This window comes from Acinetobacter sp. Ver3 (genome assembly GCF_000632455.1).
Taxonomy (GTDB): Bacteria; Pseudomonadota; Gammaproteobacteria; order Pseudomonadales; family Moraxellaceae; genus Acinetobacter.
The window spans coordinates 16918-35768 of sequence record NZ_JFYL01000011.1 but is presented as its reverse complement, the minus strand read 5'-3'; the positions used below and the strand labels follow the sequence as shown (position 1 = coordinate 35768).

Here is an 18851-nt window from a genome sequence, read left to right as displayed (position 1 = left end):
TCTTACGTTTTGACAACTCCATTTTGGTATAATGCAGCATTGGCTTTATTAAAGCCAATTTATAAATGGCGTATAAAAAAGCGAGCAGACAATATTGAGCAATTTCATCAAGAGTGCTTAGAGCGCTTCGGTCCGTTTCAATCTCCAAAAAATCTTAATGCGATATGGTTTCATGTGGTTTCAGTTGGAGAAACCAATGCTGCACAACCTCTGATAGAACATTATTTAAAGCTTGGGTATGCTGTGTTGGTTACGAATACCACCAAAACAGGTCAGGCACGAGCTAAATCCTTATTTGCAAAAGCACCATATGTAGATCTTTTTCAAGCAGTATATTTACCTGCAGATCAAAAAAAATTAGTCAGTGCTTTTTTTAAAAAATATCAACCTAAAATGTTGGTTTTGGTTGAAACAGAACTATGGCCCAATTTAATTGATCAGGCGAAAATTAGTAAAATACCCACTTTTTTGGTGAACGCACGTTTATCTAAAAAGTCAGCAAAAGGATACGCCAAAGTACCAAGTATTACTCAGCCTATGCTCAGCGGTCTGACTCAACTTTTGGCTCAAGATGAAGCTTCACTCAATCGATTTAGGGCTTTAGGTGCTGCTACAGCGCATAGTCAAACAGTGGGTAGTATTAAGTTTGATATTCATGCGCCCGAAGAAATGCTATTGAAAGCGCAACAAATTCATCAAGATTGGGATTTGCAAGCACGCCAAATTATTACGATTGCAAGCACACATCATCCTGAAGAGAAAAATCTGTTATCTAAGTTTAAAGATTATGTACATGATCATCCTGCCGTCTTGCTGATTATTGTACCACGTCATCCAGAACGTTTTGATGAAGTTGCACAAGCCATTCAAAGTCATGAGTTAAAAATGCATCGACGTAGTTTAGGTGAAATCATTGAGGCTGATACACAAGTTTATCTTGCTGATAGTATGGGTGAAATGTGGATTTGGTATGCATTGAGCCAAGCAAGTTTTGTGGGTGGATCATTAAATGAACCTGGCGGTGGACATAATATCTTAGAGCCAATATCACTCAATGTCCCGACTGTGATTGGACCGAACTACTTTAACTTTCAAACCATTGTCGATGAATTTGTGGAAGAAAAAGGGATTCTAATCGGTCAAACTACGGAAGAGGTGGTGAATCATCTTATTCAGTGCTTATCTCAGGATGAAACGATTTTAGCAGTACAAAATCAGGCTCAACAGATCATGCAACGGAATACAGGGTCGTTGCAAAAACATATTCATGTCCTGAATCAATACCTTTAGTTTTTAAATATATGAATATTGTATTGCTTGATCCTGCATCAGCACAGGATGACCTCTGGACGATTCAATCAGCACGCCAAATTGAGCATCTGAAGCATCAACTTGATATTAAAATTGGAGATACTTTAAAGGTTGGTATTAGAGGTGCTGGTCGATATACAGCTGAGGTCATAGAAATTTCTGAAAGGAAAATCTTAATTCAGCCACTTTATGAAGAGCCTGTGCCGAAGAAACTACCTGTAACGTTAATCGTTGCTATGCCTAGACCGAAAGTATTGAGACGATTGATTCAAGATGCTGTAACTCTAGGCGTAGAAAAAATCATTTTGCTGCACAGCTATCGGGTCGATAAAAGCTATTGGCAAACACCATTTTTACAGCAAATTGATCACTATGTTCAACTGGGCTTAGAGCAAGCGGGTGATACATGTCCACCTGAAATCGAAATATATAAACGCTTTAAACCTTTTGTGGAAGATGTTCTTCCTCAAATGATTTCCGTTGAACGACCAGCTTATGTAGCACATCCTTATGCAACCCAAAGTATGCCTCATGCGATTGAGCACCCGTGTACGATATTGATTGGGCCTGAAGGTGGTTATATTCCTTATGAGATTGATTTACTCATAAAAAACGGCTGCCAAGCTGTCAGCTTAGGCAACCGAATTATCCGTACTGAAACGGTGATTCCTTATGTGTTAGGTCGTCTGTTTAGCACGTGGTGACTCATCTTCTTGTGAAGAATCTCCGCGATAGACTTTAACCTCTTGAACTGGATATGGAATCGAAATTTCATGTTCAGCAAAAGCTTGAATCACTTTTTCTTGAACTAAACTGATAGATGTAGATGTCGCAGTTTCACCCGTATTCACCCACCAACGTACAGTGAGGTTGATTGAGAAATCAGCTAAGGCAGAGACATTCACGCTAAATCCAGGTTGACTGAGGATTTGTTGATCGCGGTCTAAAATACTCAAAATAATATCTTTCGCTTTTTGAACATCATCTTCGTAACCAATACCGACCACGAATTCACAACGACGACGTGGATAAGCTGTATTGACGGTCACTGCATTGGTATAGACCGTTGCATTGGGAATGACGATACGACGACCATCAGGTGAACGTAAGTAGGTTGCACGAATTTGAATATCTTCAACGGTCCCTTCTAAACCATTCACAATGATATCGTCGCCAATTTTGAAGGGTTCACCGAGTAGAATTAAGATACCAGAGAGCAGGTTTTGAAAAATATCTTTAAATGCAAAACCAATTGCGACAGATCCGATCCCCAGTGCACTCATCAGCTGTCCAGGTGTAAACCCTGGAATTGCAATAACCATCGCAATTAAGAAGCCAAAGAAAATAATAAAAGAGCTACCGACGCGGTTGAGGACGAGCACTAAATTTTGTTTGGTATATGAACGCTCTGAAAGTGCTTTTCTGACAAATAATTTGAACAGCTTAGACAACAACCAAAATAAGGTAAATACAATCAAAGCAATACAGATATAAGGGATTCGTTCCCAAAAGCCATCCATGATTTTATCAATGGTGGTATATGCATCATTGTATTTCGCAGTATGTGCAATGACGGTTTGAGCCGTTTTCTCACTTGCATCTTGTAGAAGTTGAGTCGTACCTTGAGCCACCTGACTCAAAGAATTTTGTTGTTCAGCCACGAGTGTTCCAAATGTATTGAATGTTTACATTTTGCCTGAAAATACAGTGAATAAAAATCACGTTCGCAGGTTTTATCGTCATTTTTATTCATTGAATAAACTGAAAATAACAAAAAAATTGCATGTTTTTATAAACATTCAGCACCTTGTCCAACAAAAAAATCGAAATGGTATTTATTGATAAAAAAAATGGAGTTTTTTGACAACGACAGATTTTACTTGCTTAGGAATGATGATCAGCAATGATTCGGATCATTGATTGTTAGATATTTTAGGTTGTTCAATTGGCAAGAAGATACGGATAACTTTTGAAATAAATGAATGCTCAGTCTACGACCAAAGCATGATTGTTTGAAATTTTAAAGTATAGTCATACTCAAGATATAAGACAAAAAATGATCAGTATGATCAAGACAACTCTCGAGATGAGAAACATAAATCAAGGATGCGAATTATGAATGAAATATATCCAGTACCCGAAGTTTTTAAAAAAACTGCACGAACCAATGAAGAGCAATATTTCGAGCGGTATAAAGCATCTATTGAAAACCCCGAAGCATTTTGGACCGAAGCAGCCAAGAAACTAGACTGGATTAAGCCTTTTACACAAGTCAAAAATACCAACTTTGATAAAGAGAATTACAAAGTTGAATGGTTTGCAGATGGCCAATTAAATGTCAGTGAAAACTGTCTCGATCGACATTTAAAAGAACACCCACATAAACCTGCGATTATTTGGGAAGGTGATCATCCATCACGCCATAAAATTATTTCATTTGAAGAATTACACGATGAAGTTTGTCGTTTTGCCAATGTTCTCAAGAAGCATGGCGTGACCAAAGGCGACCGTGTTGTTCTGTATATGCCAATGGTCCCTGAAGCAGCCATTGCGATGTTGGCATGTACGCGTATTGGCGCAGTACATTGCGTGGTGTTTGGAGGTTTTTCACCAGATTCTTTAGCAAGTCGTATTGATGATAGCCAAGCAAAAGTCATCATTACAGCAGACTCGGGCATGCGGGGTGGTAAGCCAATTCCACTGAAAGAAAACGTTGATGCAGCGATGGAGCTTGAAGGGACGAGCTCTGTACAAAATGTCATTGTGGTGCATCGTACTGGTAACCCAATCACAATGCATGAAGGTCGTGACCTGTGGTATCACATGGAAATCATGACAGTCACAGATATCTGTCCACCTGAACCAATGAATTCAGAGGATCCGCTGTTTATTTTATATACTTCAGGCTCAACGGGTAAACCTAAAGGTGTGCTACATACTACAGGCGGTTATCTGACTTACGCGAACTTTACCTTTAGGGAAGTATTTGATTTAAAACAAGACGATATTTTCTGGTGTACCGCTGACGTCGGTTGGATTACTGGTCACTCTTATGTGTTGTATGGTCCGCTTTCAAATGGGACGACAACATTGATGTTTGAGGGTGTTCCACAATATCCAACTTGGGCACGCACAGGACATATTGTAGATAAGCACAACGTCACAATTTTATATACGGCACCAACGGCGATCCGAGCGATGATGCGTGAAGGTGATGCATTTATCCGTGAAAGTGACCGTAGTAGTTTACGCTTGTTGGGCTCCGTCGGAGAGCCAATTAATCCTGAAGCTTGGAACTGGTACTACACCGTAGTTGGTGAAAGTCGTTGTCCAATTGTAGATACATGGTGGCAAACTGAAACAGGTGGCTTCATGATTTCGCCTTTACCGGGCGCAACTGCACTTAAACCTGGTTCTGCAACACGCCCATTCTTTGGTGTACAACCTGCTTTGGTTGATGCTGATGGTAAAGAGCTAGAAGGAGAGGCTGAAGGTAATTTGGTGATCAAAGATTCTTGGCCAGGACAAATGCGTACCATTTGGGGTGATCCAGATCGTTTTATCGAGGCATATTTCTCAACTTATCCAGGGAATTATTTCACGGGAGATGGTGCACGCCGTGATAAAGATGGTTATTACTGGATTACGGGGCGAGTGGATGATGTTCTGAACGTTTCGGGACACCGCTTGGGGACTGCAGAGATTGAAAGTGCATTGGTTGCACATGAACATGTTGCAGAAGCAGCCGTTGTGGGTATGCCACATGACATCAAAGGTCAAGGGATTGCAGCCTATGTAACTTTACAGGCAGATACGCCAGAGTCAGCAGAACTCAGGAAAGAGCTAGTAGGTTGGGTAAGAAAAGTTTTAGGACCTGTGGCTACACCAGATGCAATTTATTGGGCGCCAGCATTGCCAAAAACACGTTCAGGCAAGATTATGCGCCGAATTTTGAGAAAAATTGCTGCTAATGAGCTAGATAGTTTGGGGGATACCTCAACTTTGGCAGATCCACAGGTCGTGGATCAATTAATTGCTGAAGTGAAATCACAGCAGTAATCCCGATTAAACAGACGAAGTCATGTTTTAAATACCGTTAGTTCAACTAGCGGTATTTTTAGTTCAGTGATAAGAAAAGCAGGCATTGTGATAAGTCAAATCATGTTGATCTGCTAAGCTTATCAGCAGATGCGATACGGAACATAACAATGAATTCTCCCCTAAATTTTAACCCTGAAACGCCACTTGAGACTGCGCAAATACTTGCATCTGAGTTTGCGAAGACCGCAGCAGAACGCGACAAACAGGGTGGAAATCCAAAGGCTCAGCGAGATCTAATTCGACAAAGTGGTTTATTGTCTTTATCTATTCCAAAAGAACTTGGTGGGCAAGGTGCAACATGGAGCACGATTTTTAAAACCATTCAAACCATTGCTCAAGTCGATAGTTCGCTTGCGCATGTATATGGCTTTCATCATTTGCTTATAGCGACGGTACAACTTTTTGCACAGCCAGCTCAATATGGAGATTGGTTTAGACAGACCGCCAAACACAACTTATTTTGGGGAAATACGTTAAATCCATTAGATCGTAGAACAACCGCGAAACAAGTTTCTGACGAAGAATTTATCTTCCATGGTGATAAAAGTTTTTGTTCTGGATCAATTGATTCAGATATCCTGCTCTGTTCGGGATTTAATGAAGATGGAAAGTTACTGATTGGCGTGATTCCAACAGCACGAGAGGGTGTGAGCTTTCTTGGGGATTGGAATAATATGGGGCAACGTCAAACGGATAGTGGTACCAGTCATTTTGAACAGGTCAAAATTCGCAAGGATGAATTACTCCTCAATCCCGGTCCTTTAAGTACACCTTATTCAAGTTTGAGACCGCTAATTGCTCAACTGATTTTCGTGCATTTATTTTTAGGTGTTGCTGAGGGAGCGTTCAATGTTGCGAAAGAGACAGTTCAAACACAAAAAGCTTGGTCGAAATCACTGGTTGAACAAGCGGTGAATGATCCATTTACCCAAAAGCATTTCGCCGAATTTTATGTGCAACTTGAAGGTGTGCGCTTGCTCGCGGAAAAAGCGATCAATACATTACAAAAGGCGTGGGATGAAGGGGAAACATTAACTGCGGAGCAACGTGGTGAAGTCTCAATTACAATCGCTACCGCCAAAATCGCAGCGACTCATACTTCACTTTATGTGACACAAAATATTTTTCAAGTGATGGGCGCACGCGCCACTACTGCAAAACTGAATTTAGATCGATTCTGGCGTAATGTACGAACCCAAACCCTGCATGATCCAATTGATTATAAATATCAGGAAGTCGGAGAGTGGGCATTAACTGGAAAAGTTCCAGATCCGAGTTTCTACTCTTAGATCGAATTGATTATGAAAAAAGCCTCTATCGTAGAGGCTTTTATTTATTTTTGATGAATATTTTCTAAAGTATCGACAAGCGTACGTGTCATCTGATCAATTTCGTAATTGACTTGATCGCCGACTTGAATATATTTCCATGTGGTTAAGCGTAAAGTTTCTGGAATAAGATCGATTGAGATTTGATTGTTTGCACGATCAACCCGATTGACTGTCAAACTGCAGCCATTTAAACCGATAAAGCCCTTTAAGAAGAAATATTTGATATTGCCATTTGGAATTTCAAGGTCGATATGAACAGTTTCACCATTTTTGGTTAAATGCTTTACGGTTGCAGTGCCTTCAATATGACCATATAAATTATGCCCACCATTCTCAGCACCTACTTTAGCGGAGCGTTCAATGTTGACCTCATCACCGACGTTGAGTTGACCTAAAGTGGTTAATTCAAGTGTTAGATTTGAAACATCAAAATGCACTTGACCAGCGATCAGATCAATTTGTGTAGCGGTTAAGCAAACACCATTAATCGCAACACTGGCGCCGATAAATACATCATGAAAAAGATTGAGCGCATTAGAAATAACAAAAGTCCGATATCCCTCTTTATGCTGTATATCTAATACTTTTTCTAACCCTTGCACGATACCTGTATACATAATAAACCTTTGCCTAAAAATAAATCTTAATTGCTTTTAATCCTACCTGAGATCGTAGAGATGATCATCTTACGCAGATCAATTGGTTCTAGGTAAAAAGAAGGTCAATAAACCCAGTAGTGGTAAGTATGAGCTAAAGTGAAATACCCAACGAATACCTTGATGATCTGCTACATAGCCCAAAGCTGCTGCCGCGATACCGCTGATCCCAAACATCAAACCAAACATCAAACCAGAGACCATGCCGACACGACCTGGCATCGCTTCTTGTGCATATACAACCATTGCTGAAAATGCGGAAGACATAATCAATCCAGCAAGAATCGCAAAGATACACGTCCACATCAAATTCACATGTGGCATGAGTAATGCAAAGGGTGCCATGCCAATAAAGGAAATCCAAATGACAGCTTTACGACCTATTTTGTCACCGATAGGGCCGCCAGCAAAAGTACCGATTGCTACTGCGGCTAAAAAAGCAAATAAATAAAGCTGAGCTTGTTGAATACTGACCTGAAACTTTTCGATCAAATAGAAGGTATAGTAATTTCCAATACTTGCAATGTACGTGAATTTTGCAAACATTAACGCACAGATAATCACAATTCCCTGTACAAGTTTAGAACCTTTCAACGGTGTTGATTGCTTGGCTTTTACTGCTGAAGCAGCTTGAACACCATATTGAATGGTCCATCGACTTATTCTGTAAAGCAGATAAATAGCGAAAATGGCAAATATCATGAGCCAAGCAACTGAGGCTTGGCCGTTCGGTACAATGATTGCTGCGGCCAACAGTGGCCCAACGGCAGAGCCGCTATTACCACCCACTTGAAAAGCGGATTGAGCAGTTCCGAAGCGACCACCTGATGCTGTTCTCGCTACTCGTGAGGCTTCTGGGTGAAAGGCAGATGAGCCCACACCGATGAGTGCTGCTGAAATCAGTAAGATTGGAAAAGTCCATGCAAATGCCAGCAAAACGATACCTAGCAGTGTAACGCACATACCCAAAGGGAGGAGGTAGGGCTTAGGATGCTTATCAGTGTAGAGTCCAACCCAAGGTTGCAGAATAGATGCAGTCATTTGATAGACCAAAGAAATAATCCCGATTTGGGTAAAGCTCAAGTCAAAATTGAGTTTCAGCATGGGATAAATGGCTGGTAAGCAAGACTGGATCAGATCATGTAATCCATGCGCTAATGCAATAGCGAAAATAATATGAACCGCCATTTTATTCGCTGAAGCACCAGAGGAATTGTTTGAATGTTCTATTGATTGAATTGAACCCATAAGGCTGTGCTGTCTTCATTTTTGAGGTGATTATAACCGTGCAACAGCGGAACAATGTACGATTTATTCAATTTTCGATGTACTGTTGCTGATCAGATTATATGAACTATCCAATAAAAAGCCCCCAAGCCGAGCCTTGGGGGTTAAGTTGCTACTGCATGACGCTATTATTATAGTTATCAGGGTCAAAACAAGACTGAACAAAGCGCTGATTTCATTCAGATCGTTGTTAATTAATCTAAGACCAATTAAGCTGATTTAGCGGTGATGTGTTGTTGCTGTTCAGCTTCGAGTTTTCGAACTAAAGGCAGTACTTTTTCACCAAAATATTCAACTTCCTCTATAAAATGTAAGAAGCCAGATAAGATCAGATCCACACCAACTGATTTTAATTCAACGATACGTTCAGCAATTTGTTGCGGTGTACCGATGAGATTTGTTCTGAACCCGTCGTTGTATTGGACAAGATCTTCAAATGTTGATTTTGCCCAGTTACCTTCACCTTCTTGAGTTGCGGCACCTGCTTCACGAGTTGCATCACCAAAAGCATTGACTGCTTCTACATTTGCATTGTCAATGATTTCTTGAAGTACAGCTTTTGCTTCCTCTTCAGTATCACGAGCAATGATAAAGGCATTCACCCCAATTTTGACTTGATGGTGATTCAGCTTGGCTTTTTCACGGATGTCATCAATCTGCTTTTTAATTTCAGCAGGCGTGTTTCCATTGGTGAAATACCAATCAGAAACACGAGATGCCATATCACGTGCGGCACGCGAGCTACCCCCTTGGAAAATTTCAATATGTGGGCTTTGAACAGGTTTTGGCTTCAAGGTGTAGTCTTTAAATTGATAATATTTTCCATCAAAACTAAAGTTATCCTGCGTCCAAATACCTTTTAAGCTACGAATAAACTCCTCTGAACGTGCATATCGTTGATCGTGTTCAGGCCATTCTTCACCGATGGCATCAAATTCACCACGGAACCATCCGCTCACAACATTAATAGCGATACGACCATTGGTTAAATGATCAATTGTCGCGAGCTGTTTAGCCGCCAGCGCGGGTTTCCAAGGGCCTGGTAAAATTGCTGCGATTACACGTAACTTTTCAGTTTTTGCCAATAAGCCATGACTAAAGCTTACAGATTCATGCTGATTCTCAGCACCGTATCCTGCCGTGAATCGAATCTGTGTCAAAGCATATTCAAATCCACTTTTTTCAGCAGCTTGCGCGAGTCGAACATTGTAGTCGTAGCTCCAGTCTGTTCGTTGTTCAACATTACTGACGACAAGACCACCACTGACATTTGGAACCCAATAGGCAAATTTAATCGCTTGTTTTTCTGCATTAGACATGGCTTATACCCTCATTGATTCAATTATATTTATGCCACTTCAATTTTTGGGGCAGCATTATTCTTGTGATGCAAGCGTGACTCTGCTGCATCTAAACTTGGTACTGCTGCTGAAGGCAATACTTCTTCTTGTTCGATTTGTTTGTTAATGCCCAAGTTTTGATTGGCTTGTTGGGTTTTATCTTTCACAACCTCAGCACGTTTACCTTTGGCTGGTGCCCACTCTAAAATTGGTAAAGCACGAGCAATGGCTAAGGTAATGCGCGCACGTAATAGTTCACTGTGAATGGTGTATTCAGGCGTAAAATCACGATCAGTTGCATAAACTCCAATTGGCAAAGTCTGTGCTTGGAAGAAGCTAAATAAAGGACGCAATTGATGCTCAAGTACTAAGGCATGGCGATCACTGCCCCCTGATGCAGCTAGTAATACAGGCACATCAACCAGCGCAGTTTGTTCTACAAAGTCAAAGAAATGTTTAAATAAACCTGTGAAAGATGCGCGATATACGGGCGTTCCCACAATCAATGCATCCGCGGCTTCAACAGCAGCAAGATCATCTTGAACACGTTGCGGCAGCTGATTGCGATAAATGGCACCACCTAATAAATGACCGATTTCGCTAAATTTAATAAAATGCACATTAATAGGTGTTGCTTCACCTAACTCATCCAAAATCGCTTGAACAAGCGCTTCAGTTTTTGAAGGATTATTTAGACCGCCAGAGACAGCAACGATATTTAATGGTTTTTGTTGAGCAGTAGACATAGTACAAACCTAAAAATTTAAAATTAATCTCGGATGCACTATTTATGTGGATTAATGCTTATTCTGTAAAATAAGCAAAATAATAATAAATATCATTTTTGCGTATATAGCGGGAATTTAATCTTCTTGAGATATAAATTAGTGATAAATAACTGAATAAACTTATATTTATGATTATGAATAAGCTATTTCAGTATTTGAATAAATTTTATATTTAAAAGTGATGTGCTTATCGAATTTTCAAAATTACATAAAAAAATCGCGTTTGTAAGATTTAGCCCGACATTTTCTGCAAAAATTCGTTAATATTTATATATCCTTAACAGCTATAGCACAGTTAGTATATTGATTGTGTTTGAGATCTCTCGCCTCGCTTATGAATATTTTAATCGTTGATGATCATCCACTGTTTCGTCATGCTTTAATTCAAGCAGTTCGTTACAGCTTACCGCAAGCCCAAATCCATGAAACAGCTGCTGTTAATGAATTTTATGAACGTTTAGAAAAAGGTCCTGAACCAGATTTAGTACTTTTAGATTTGAATCTTCCAGGTGCATCAGGCTTCTCAGCGTTGGTGCATGTGCGTGCACAGTATCCATCGTTACCAATTATTGTCGTATCAGCGCATGAAGAAGTTTCAATTATTCAACGCTCGATTGCACATGGTGCAATGGGCTATATTCCAAAATCAGCGCATCCAAGTCACATTGGTGAAGCGATTCGTCAGGTATTAGAAGGGGATATGTGGTTACCGCCAAATCTGCCTGCGAATTTAAACTTTGATCCACGTGCTGCAGATGAAACAGCTTTAGCAGAACGTATTCAATCTCTAACACCACAACAATTCCGAGTGTTAATGATGGTTGCGGAAGGTTTGTTGAATAAACAGATCGCATACGAACTTGATGTTTCTGAAGCAACGATTAAAGCGCATGTGACCGCGATTTTCCGTAAATTAGGCGTTCAAAATCGTACTCAGGCTGTATTAGCGATTAATGCATTAAACATCGAAGAAAAACGTGTTTAATTGATTCTTAGATTTGAAAAAAAGACCTAATCAAAGGTCTTTTTTTCGATGTGTATCTACTTTAGGCTAAACAGTCCTGTTTAGGTGTCAACTCATTACAATATAGAGGATTGAGTGCACATTGAAGTTCATCAATTTGATCTTGTGTTACATAGCCCTTGCGTTTTAAATATTCTGCAACGCGATCATCTCTAAGACTTAAAAAAGCGGCATCATAAACTTTCAGATCAACAAAGAGTGCAGCCGTTTCAAGTCCATTAAAACGATCTAAAAACACCTCATTGCCATACATGAGAAAAATATGATCGAAATCTGCATATGCATCGATGCCTAATTGTTCTGCGAGTGCAAGCGGCGGTGTTTTGATAAAGAGTAAATCTGAAATTTCATCAAACTGCGTGGTATCAAGCGTATTTTCACCAGTTTTCACTTTACCAAGCCAAGCTTTAAAGACCAAAACGGCACCACCACGCAACAACATACTCCACACTTGATGACGCGTATGTTCATCTAAATCTCGGCATTCTGATGCTAAACGTTGAATAAGTTGATTTTCTTGTTGTGCCAATTTATCAAATAAACCTAAGCCTTGAGGGTGATAAGCTGCTGGTGTAAATACATCAAATTTTAATTGTTCAAAAACCTGTAAAGCCAAAGGTACTGCAGTTTGGTAAATCTGTTCCAAGGCACGTACATGTACATTTTTTAAGGATGTAGATGGAAAAATTTCTTGCCACTTGATTTCAGGCAAAATTGCATTGGCACCATATTGGCGATGAAATTCGTGATTACGATCTAAACCATGTGGCATAGCTTCTGAAATGTTCATTGCAAGACTCCATTTGATACTTTTATTCTCGAGAAAATTTGAGGCACTTTGATTTCTTTAATCGAAAGAAGATGTGCTGATGGCTAGATTTAGAATTATGTTGATTGCAATAAGAATAAGACTAAAGTATTAATTTTTAATTGATGAGTAAATTTTTCATCTAAAAACATGATGTTGGTAAACTTGTAACTATTTGTTTTAAATGATATTTCAACTTTTGATGTGTTTTGCCATAGAAAATCGGACTTTGATTTTTTTGGTCAATTGCCAATGCTCTTTTTAGCTTTATTTTGTTCTCTTTTGCCACCTCTAAAGCTGAGATCTGCCAATCATTGTAAAGTACGGTGTGAATATGTATAAAAATCACCCAGATTTTCTTGGAAAAACTGGGTGATGAATGTATCAAAATATGACTATTTCGAATCTTATTTTGAAATTTTTAAACCTGATAACCATGAACGTAGAGAGGCAGGTTTGAGAGGTTTTTTCAATAGGACAATATTCAGCTCTTTGAGTCTTTGCGGAAGCTCAGGATCTGAATCAGCTGTAATCAATGCCACAGGCACATTTTCTTGACGATGTTCTACAATAAAATCTAATCCTATTTTATTTGAATTCAGGTGTTGATCGACCAACCAAACTTGAATGTTCTCTTGTTGAATAATCTCAAGCGCTTGTTCAGGTTCTGTGGCTTTAAACACTTGATAACCCCATTTAGTAAGCAAAGTTGCCATGCCTTCTAAAATAGTTTCATCATTGTCTAAACATAAAATTTTATACGCTGCAGATTTTAATGGTGTGGCTTGAACTGGTGCGGTCACAACCTTTGGTGCATCGATGAGTGGGACTTCAATCATAAAACATGAACCCTTACCCAACTCGGAATACACATGCACAGGATAACCCAACATGCTGGTCATTCTCTGAACGATGGCGAGTCCAAGACCTAAACCTTGTTCACCCCATGGCGAGGTATGTCCACAACGTTCAAACTCTTGGAAGAGTTTAATACGTTGTTGTTCAGCAATCCCTGGACCAGTATCCCAAACACCAATACGAATATGGTTTGCTCTTTCTGCTGAACGTAACACCCCAACAATTACACGACCTTTTGCTGTGTATCTTAGGGCATTACTGACAAAGTTTTGAATAATACGGCGAATCCATTGAGGATCTGTATCAATCCAGAATTTCACGTCATGCACTCGGAAGGAGATCGCTCGTTGTGCTGCAATTGATTTAAATTGTAGTTCTAAGTCACTCAATAGGTCATGTAATGGATAGGCTTGTCGTTTAGGTTGTATTGTTCCACCTTCTAAACGTGCAATGTCTAATAATGCAGAAAGCATACTCTCTGCACCATGTAAGGCACGATCGAGTTGCTGTAGCGTTTTAGCATCTTCTTCATTTTGAATGCTTTGTTCTAATGCCGTACTGAATAACCGTGCAGCGTGCATAGGTTGAAGTAAATCATGACTTGCTGCAGCAATGAATCGACTTTTTGACATATTGGCTTTGTCAGCTTGTTCACGTGCCAATTGTTGTTCTGCCAAGGCATTGGCAAGTTGTTGAGTGCGATCTTGAACGCGTCCTTCAAGTAGTGCTTCAGTTTCTCGGAATGCCGTAATATCAGCAAATGTCGTCACGAAGCCACCGCCTTCGATTGGATTTCCTCGCATTTGGATAACACGACCATCTTTACGAATACGTTCAAACTCATGAGCGCTACCTACTTTCATCCAATGAATACGTTTACGTACGTGCTCTTCAACGGAACCAGGTCCACATTCACCGCGCTCTGCGTTGTATCGGATCAAGTCTGCAATCGGGCAGCCCACATATACCAAATCTTTTGGATAATCGAATAAAACGAGATATTGATTATTCCATGCGACTAAACACATGTTTTCATCGACAACACTTACCCCTTGGGTCATGTGGTCGATCATGGTCATAATTAGATTTTGGTTAAAGCGTTGCCATTGTGATGCTTGGTCTAGAATATTAGCGACCTGTCCAAGTGCTAATCCATTGTTAACCATGGCTGTAGTGAGTAGGGTACGTGCCGATGCAGCTCCAATTGTGCCAGCAAGATATTGTTCAGTGAAACGCCACCACATTCCATTGGCACTGCTGTTTTCGTTTAATATCACATTATTGGATAAGCAGAATTGATTAAACGCATGCATGGTCGGACCTTCACCCGTAATCCGTTTGGCAAGCGTGATCAGGTCACCCACTTTTAATCGTGCGACATCATGATGTAAATAATTAACTTCATTTGAGGTTTGTTGCGTTTGTAGGGGTTTAGTTTCGTAATAGAAGAAACTTTCTGCCTGTATTTGCTCAGCAATACTTGGACGATAAATTCGTGAGATCCAGATGTAGAGCACGATATTTAAGCCAAGTGACCAAATTACACCATGTGTTAATGGCGCAAATGATTCAAAACCAAGTAATGCTTCAGGCTTTAATAAGTCAAATCCCAGAGGGCCAAACATCAGAAACGAATAGGTAAATTGATAATATTCATCTGGTAAACTTCTTAAAATTGTTGGTAAGAGCAGTGTGTAACTCCACATCACAAAACCAACGATGAGACCTGCATAGACCCCTTGTTTACTTCCACCACGCCAGTACAACCCCCCAATAAGTGCAGGTGCAAACTGTGCAACAGCACTAAATGCCAAAAGACCAAATACTGACAGCTGATCAATGTCATTAAAGAAATGGAAGAATAAGAATCCAAGTAGCATGACCGCCAAAATACATACGCGACGTGTGAATTTCAGCATTCGAGGTAAACGCTTGTCATGACGAGAAATCCAACCCAAGCGCCATAGCGCAGGCATAATCAAGTCGTTACTGAGCATGATTGAGAGTGCGACTGAAGAGACTAAAAGCATACCAGTTGAAGCCGAAAATCCTCCAAGGAATGCTAAGAGCGTCAGCCATTCTTGGTTATAGCTCAAAGGCAGTGACAGCACGGCAACATCAGGGACTGCCATGTATTCTGGTGCAGCATGAAGTGCCCAACTTGCAATCGGAATAATCGCGACAACGGTTAAAATGATGTAAGCGGCAAACCATCTGCGCGCACCACGAATATGTTTTTCATCACGTAATTCAACTACAGCAACATGAAACTGGCGTGGCAAACATATAATCGCTAATGCTGCTAAAAGTGTTTGAATCCAAAAGGTATCTGGCACGCCCATCAGTTGAATTTCATGGAAGGTTTTGGATACGTCTGCGGAAACTTGAATGAGGTTTTCGGGGCGTTCAAATAAAAAGAAAAAAGCGACACAGAGGAGTGCAAATAATTTAACAAAGGATTCAAAAGCGACTGCCAGCATTAAACCGCCATGCTGTTCGGTGTTGGCAATCTGACGTGTACCAAACATCATAGCCAAAATTGCGAGAACCCCTGTAAGTGTAAGAACACCATTGGTGGTCAGATTCATCACTTCTGAATCTTGTTGCAACATCACGGATGCACTGAGTGCAATGGCTCTCAGTTGTAAGGCAAGATAAGGAATGATGGCGATCACGGCTAAAATGGTGACGAGTGAGGCGAGAGGTCCGCTTTTGCCATAACGTGCTGCCACAAAGTCAGCAATTGAGGAAATAGCATGGTGCTGACGTACTCGACCTAAGCGACGCCAAATATCATAACCAAACCAGACAAACAGAAGTGGGCCTAAGTAGATTGGAAGGAAAATGATCCCTTCACGAACAGCAGCACCCGTTGCGCCGTAGAATGTCCAAGACGAACAGTACACGCCTAAGGTCAAACTAAACAATAACATGCGTCCACGTGGGCTGAGCCGACTGGCATGTTTTTCACCAAAAAAGGCGCAAATAAAAAGGATGAGGATGTAGAGGGCGAGTACCCCAATAATCAACCAACTGTTCATAGGACTTACACTTGAGAATCTCGTGTAATGATAACGCATCCATGAACTGTCACGTTCAAATTGATCAAAATTTAGCGACCAAAGTCTAAATTACAACCAATGCAAAATCTTGCTAATTTAAAAATCGGAATAATTTAAATAAAAAAAATGACCTACGGTTGGGTCTCATATGGAGTCTTGTTTATGGATGAGAGACAAGTAGAGCAAATTCTACAGAATCCCAAATTCAAAGAAATGGTCAAAAAGAAAAGCACACTGAGCTGGACATTGACAGGCATTATGCTGTTTGTCTACGTTGGTTTTATGCTTTTAGTTGGCTATAACAAAGAATTTTTATTGTCATCGCTTTCAGGTGGTGTAACCACTTGGGGTATCCCTCTAGGATTAGGCATCATCGTGCTGTCTTTCTTGTTATGTGGTGTGTATTCGTACATTGCCAACAATAAGCTCGATCAATTAAACGAAGAAGCTATGCGCGAAGTTGAAGCCATCACTCACGAGAAGGGACTACACTAAGATGAAATGGAATTCTTTACTCACATTTGCAGGGACTGCAATGCTATCTGGATTGGCATTCGCAGGTCCTGATTTAGGTGCAGCAGAACAACAAGCAACAAATTGGCCTGCGATTATCATGTTCTTGATTTTCGTCGGTGCAACGCTGGGGATTACCAAATGGGCAGCTAAACAAACCACAAACACCAAAGATTTCTATACCGCAGGCGGTGGAATTTCTGGTTTCCAAAATGGTTTAGCCATTGCTGGTGACTATATGTCCGCAGCATCGTTCCTTGGTATTTCTGCGATGGTTTTCCTGTCAGGTTTCGATGGCTTACTCTATTCACTTGGTTTCATGGTAGGTTGGCCTATCGTACTTTTCTTGATAGCAGAGCGTTTGCGTAACTTGGGTAAATACAATTTATCTGACGTTGTATCATTCCGTTTACAAGAAAAACCTGTACGCACACTGGCAGCGTTAAGCTCGCTTGTTGTTGTTGCATTCTACTTGATTGCCCAAATGGTCGGCGCTGGTCAGTTGATCAAGCTTCTGTTTGGCTTGAACTATAACATTGCTGTCGTCATCGTCGGTCTGCTCATGATGGCATACGTTATGTTTGGCGGTATGTTAGCGACAACATGGGTGCAAATCATTAAGGCAGTGATGTTGTTGTCAGGTGCTACCTTCATGGCATTTATGGTGATGAAAGGCGTTGGCTTTAGCTTCACCAATATGTTCGAGCAATCGATTCAAGTCTTCTCTAAAGTACATGATTTAACCTTAGATGATGCAACCAAAATCATGGGACCAGGTAGTCTGGCATCAAACCCAATTGATGCGATTTCTCTTGGTTTAGCATTGATGTTTGGTACAGCTGGTTTACCACATATCCTCATGCGTTTCTTCACAGTAAAAGATGCGAAAGAAGCACGTAAATCAGTTGTTGTTGCAACAGGCTTTATCGGTTACTTCTATCTTTTAACTTTCATCATTGGTTTCGGTGCGATTCTCTATGTATCGAACAACCCGCAATTCCTTGATATTGCGAAAATGGCAGTGACTGGCAAGCTAGAGCTTGTTGGTGGTAATAACATGGCTGCGGTTCACTTGTCTGATGCTTTAGGCGGTGATTTGTTCATGGGCTTCATCTCAGCGGTTGCATTTGCCACGATTCTCGCAGTTGTTGCAGGTTTAACGTTGTCAGGTGCTTCAGCAATTTCACATGACTTATATGCGAACGTATTGAAGAAAGGACAAACTACACCTGAATCTGAACTTCGTATGTCTAAAATCGCGACTTTAGGTCTTGCGATCTTTGCGATGATCTTGGGTATCTTGTTCGAGAAACAAAACGTTGCCTTCATGGTAGGTTTAGCATTCTCTGTTGCTGCATGTGCAAACTTCCCAGTGCTTGTACTTTCAATGTTCTGGAAAGGTTTAACAACGCGTGGTGCAGTTGCCGGTGGTGTTGTTGGATTAGTTTTAGCGGTTGTACTCATCGTACTTTCTAAAGCAGTTTGGGTAGATACGCTTGGTATTTCTGATACACCAATTAATCCATATAACGGTCCTGCATTATTTGCGATGCCTTTAGCATTCTTCTTCTGCTGGTTGTTCTCTGTGACAGACAATTCTGTACAAGCGCAAGCAGAACGTAAAGCATTTGATGCACAGTTTGTACGCTCACAAACAGGTATTGGTATTTCTGGTGCGTCAGACCACTAAGCTATACTGATCATGATAAAAAGCCCCTTTAAGGGGCTTTTTTCTTTACCAAATTTCTATTTTAAATGACATACAATTCATC

14 protein-coding genes are annotated in these 18851 nt (G+C 40.5%); 7 read left to right on the top strand and 7 right to left on the bottom strand.

Annotated features, from left to right (window positions below; genetic code table 11):
* Positions 1-9: 9 nt before the first annotated feature.
* Together CL42_RS05085 and CL42_RS05080 are read left to right on the top strand one after the other, a co-directional pair.
* Positions 10-1290, top strand: coding sequence for a 3-deoxy-D-manno-octulosonic acid transferase (locus tag CL42_RS05085; RefSeq protein ID WP_035265800.1), 1281 nt, complete (start codon positions 10-12; stop codon positions 1288-1290).
* An 11-nt stretch (positions 1291-1301) separates the two neighbouring features.
* Positions 1302-2015 (top strand): 16S rRNA (uracil(1498)-N(3))-methyltransferase, encoded by a 714-nt coding sequence (locus CL42_RS05080; protein ID WP_035265798.1) that lies wholly within the window; start codon positions 1302-1304, stop codon positions 2013-2015.
* Here the strand turns inward: CL42_RS05080 and CL42_RS05075 are convergent.
* Positions 1989-2972 (bottom strand): mechanosensitive ion channel family protein, encoded by a 984-nt coding sequence (locus CL42_RS05075; protein WP_035265796.1) that lies wholly within the window; start codon positions 2970-2972, stop codon positions 1989-1991. The genes CL42_RS05080 and CL42_RS05075 overlap by 27 nt on opposite strands.
* A 454-nt stretch (positions 2973-3426) precedes the next feature.
* Here CL42_RS05075 and acs point away from each other — a divergent pair, with 454 nt between their 5' ends.
* Both acs and CL42_RS05065 read left to right on the top strand, forming a co-directional pair.
* Positions 3427-5370, top strand: a complete 1944-nt coding sequence (gene acs, locus CL42_RS05070) for an acetate--CoA ligase (RefSeq protein ID WP_035265794.1) — start codon at positions 3427-3429, stop codon at positions 5368-5370.
* 149 nt (positions 5371-5519) lie between these two features.
* Positions 5520-6701 (top strand): acyl-CoA dehydrogenase family protein, encoded by a 1182-nt coding sequence (locus CL42_RS05065; RefSeq protein WP_035265792.1) that lies wholly within the window; start codon positions 5520-5522, stop codon positions 6699-6701.
* 44 nt (positions 6702-6745) lie between these two features.
* Here CL42_RS05065 and CL42_RS05060 read toward each other — a convergent pair whose 3' ends face one another.
* The 4 genes from CL42_RS05060 to msuE form a co-directional block, all read right to left on the bottom strand.
* Complete coding sequence (locus tag CL42_RS05060; RefSeq protein WP_035265791.1) at positions 6746-7360, bottom strand: riboflavin synthase; 615 nt, start codon at positions 7358-7360, stop codon at positions 6746-6748.
* A gap of 78 nt (positions 7361-7438) precedes the next feature.
* On the bottom strand, positions 7439-8587 hold the full coding sequence (locus CL42_RS05055; RefSeq protein ID WP_322840068.1) for an MFS transporter: 1149 nt from the start codon (positions 8585-8587) through the stop codon (positions 7439-7441).
* 308 nt (positions 8588-8895) lie between these two features.
* Positions 8896-10005 (bottom strand): dimethylsulfone monooxygenase SfnG, encoded by a 1110-nt coding sequence (gene sfnG / locus CL42_RS05050; protein WP_035265790.1) that lies wholly within the window; start codon positions 10003-10005, stop codon positions 8896-8898.
* A 29-nt stretch (positions 10006-10034) separates the two neighbouring features.
* Positions 10035-10772, bottom strand: a complete 738-nt coding sequence (msuE, locus tag CL42_RS05045) for an FMN reductase (RefSeq protein WP_035265789.1) — start codon at positions 10770-10772, stop codon at positions 10035-10037.
* Between the two features lie 376 nt (positions 10773-11148).
* On the opposite strand from msuE, the gene CL42_RS05040 reads away from it, so the two are divergent.
* A complete protein-coding gene (locus CL42_RS05040; RefSeq protein WP_035265788.1) occupies positions 11149-11799 on the top strand; it encodes a response regulator in 651 nt (216 codons plus the stop codon).
* A gap of 61 nt (positions 11800-11860) precedes the next feature.
* Here the strand turns inward: CL42_RS05040 and CL42_RS05035 are convergent, their stop codons facing one another.
* Entirely contained in the window at positions 11861-12628 is a 768-nt protein-coding gene (locus CL42_RS05035; protein WP_035265786.1) for a hypothetical protein, read from the bottom strand.
* Between the two features lie 425 nt (positions 12629-13053).
* Positions 13054-16545, bottom strand: coding sequence for a PAS domain-containing hybrid sensor histidine kinase/response regulator (locus tag CL42_RS05025; protein WP_035265782.1), 3492 nt, complete (start codon positions 16543-16545; stop codon positions 13054-13056).
* 183 nt (positions 16546-16728) lie between these two features.
* Between CL42_RS05025 and CL42_RS05020 the strand changes: the two genes are divergently transcribed.
* Positions 16729-17061, top strand: a complete 333-nt coding sequence (locus CL42_RS05020) for a DUF485 domain-containing protein (RefSeq protein ID WP_035265779.1) — start codon at positions 16729-16731, stop codon at positions 17059-17061.
* A 1-nt stretch (position 17062) separates the two neighbouring features.
* On the top strand, positions 17063-18769 hold the full coding sequence (locus CL42_RS05015; protein WP_035265777.1) for a cation acetate symporter: 1707 nt from the start codon (positions 17063-17065) through the stop codon (positions 18767-18769).
* Positions 18770-18851: the final 82 nt, after the last annotated feature.

Excerpts from the sequence above, each read along its gene's own strand:
- CL42_RS05080 (WP_035265798.1), top strand. The coding sequence starts at position 1,302 with ATGAATATTGTATTGCTTGATCCTGCATCAGCACAGGATGACCTCTGG.
- acs (WP_035265794.1), top strand. The coding sequence starts at position 3,427 with ATGAATGAAATATATCCAGTACCCGAAGTTTTTAAAAAAACTGCACGA.
- CL42_RS05065 (WP_035265792.1), top strand. The coding sequence starts at position 5,520 with ATGAATTCTCCCCTAAATTTTAACCCTGAAACGCCACTTGAGACTGCG.
- CL42_RS05060 (WP_035265791.1), bottom strand. The coding sequence starts at position 7,360 with ATGTATACAGGTATCGTGCAAGGGTTAGAAAAAGTATTAGATATACAG.
- CL42_RS05055 (WP_322840068.1), bottom strand. The coding sequence starts at position 8,587 with ATGGCGGTTCATATTATTTTCGCTATTGCATTAGCGCATGGATTACAT.
- sfnG (WP_035265790.1), bottom strand. The coding sequence starts at position 10,005 with ATGTCTAATGCAGAAAAACAAGCGATTAAATTTGCCTATTGGGTTCCA.
- msuE (WP_035265789.1), bottom strand. The coding sequence starts at position 10,772 with ATGTCTACTGCTCAACAAAAACCATTAAATATCGTTGCTGTCTCTGGC.
- CL42_RS05040 (WP_035265788.1), top strand. The coding sequence starts at position 11,149 with ATGAATATTTTAATCGTTGATGATCATCCACTGTTTCGTCATGCTTTA.
- CL42_RS05035 (WP_035265786.1), bottom strand. The coding sequence starts at position 12,628 with ATGAACATTTCAGAAGCTATGCCACATGGTTTAGATCGTAATCACGAA.
- CL42_RS05025 (WP_035265782.1), bottom strand. The coding sequence starts at position 16,545 with ATGAACAGTTGGTTGATTATTGGGGTACTCGCCCTCTACATCCTCATC.
- CL42_RS05020 (WP_035265779.1), top strand. The coding sequence starts at position 16,729 with ATGGATGAGAGACAAGTAGAGCAAATTCTACAGAATCCCAAATTCAAA.
- CL42_RS05015 (WP_035265777.1), top strand. The coding sequence starts at position 17,063 with ATGAAATGGAATTCTTTACTCACATTTGCAGGGACTGCAATGCTATCT.